1 protein-coding gene is annotated in these 1,309 nt (G+C 71.4%); it reads right to left on the reverse strand.

Annotated features, from left to right (window positions below; genetic code table 11):
- Positions 1-12: 12 nt before the first annotated feature.
- Complete coding sequence (locus E1212_RS29100) at positions 13-1,074, reverse strand: IS110 family RNA-guided transposase (RefSeq protein ID WP_476702855.1); 1,062 nt, start codon at positions 1,072-1,074, stop codon at positions 13-15.
- Between the last annotated feature and the right edge of the window lie 235 nt (positions 1,075-1,309).

Raw genomic sequence — 1,309 nt, forward strand, 5'->3', positions numbered from 1 at the left:
TGAACGACGCTCCTATGTGGTCAAGGCGGCGAGGTCTGCGGTGAGGATGGGGTGGAGTTCGCGGGCGATGTAGCGCTTGAGGCAGCGGCGGATGTCGCGGGGTGTGAGGCCTTCGGTGGTGCGGCGTTGGGTGTAGGCGCGGGTGCGGGGGTCGTGGCGTTGCCGGGTGAGGGTGATGGTGTGCAGGGCGTTGTTGGCTTGGCGGTCGCCGCCACGGTTGAGGCGGTGGCGGGTGGTGTGTCCGGAGCTGGCGGGGATGGGCGCGACCCCGCAGAGGTGGGCGAACGCGGCGTCGGAGCCGATTCGGTGGGGGTTGTCGCCGGCGGTGATGAGCAGCTTCGCGGCGGCGTCGGGGCCGACGCCGGGTTGGGCGCGCAGGGTGGGCGCGGCTTGGCGTGTCAGGGTGTCCAGGTCGATGTCGGCGTCGGTGATCTCCTCGCTCAGCTGCTGGATGCGTCGGGCCAGCCGCCGTAGTGCGGTCTTGGTCGCGGCGGTGGGGTCGGCCAGGTCGTGACCGGGGCGCAGCCGGGCGCAGGCGTCGACGAGTTCGTGGGTGGGTAGTGCGCGCAGGTGTTCGCGCAGGCCGGCGGGGGCGGTGACGAGCAGGGCGCGTAGCTGGTTCATCGCCTGGGTGCGGGCCTTGACCGCGCCACGGCGGCTGGTGTGGATCGCGCGGATGGCTTCCACGGTCCCGGTCCGGTCCTTCGGGACGGTCCGGGCGCGGCCGCTGGCCGCGGCGCGGGCGGCGGCGTAGGCGTCGATCGGGTCGGACTTGCCCGCCAGGCGGCGCTCAGCGCGGTTGGGCCGGTTGACCTCGACCACGACGATCCCCGCATCGGTGAGGAACCGGGTCAGGCCGGCGCCGTAGGAGCCGGTGCCCTCGACCCCGGCCGCGGCTACCTCGCCATGCCCGGCCGCGAACACGACCGCGGCCGCGGACCCGGCCGGGGTCGCCGGAACCTGCGTGTCGCCCAGCGGTGCGCCGAGCTGGTCGACCACCGCGAGGTGATGGATGTCCAGGTGGGTGTCCACGCCCATGAACACCACCGGCCGCGGATGCGTCATGCTTGTCATTGCCCTTCAACCCTTCCGATCAGGTGACAAGGGCACGCACCGGCTGGGCGGGCGGACAACACAGTGACGGGGCCTCTAGGCCAGGCTCCTATCAGGTCACAAACGCCCGTCCGGTCGCGTGCAAACCCCAGGACCGGGCACGACGACAGGTCGTTCACAAGACACCACGGTCACTGATCATTCGAGTCAGCCGCACCCGACCCCAGGACCACAAAGCATCTCACTGTGATCATTC

The organism is Jiangella ureilytica, from assembly GCF_004348545.1.
GTDB lineage: Bacteria > Actinomycetota > Actinomycetes > Jiangellales > Jiangellaceae > Jiangella > Jiangella ureilytica.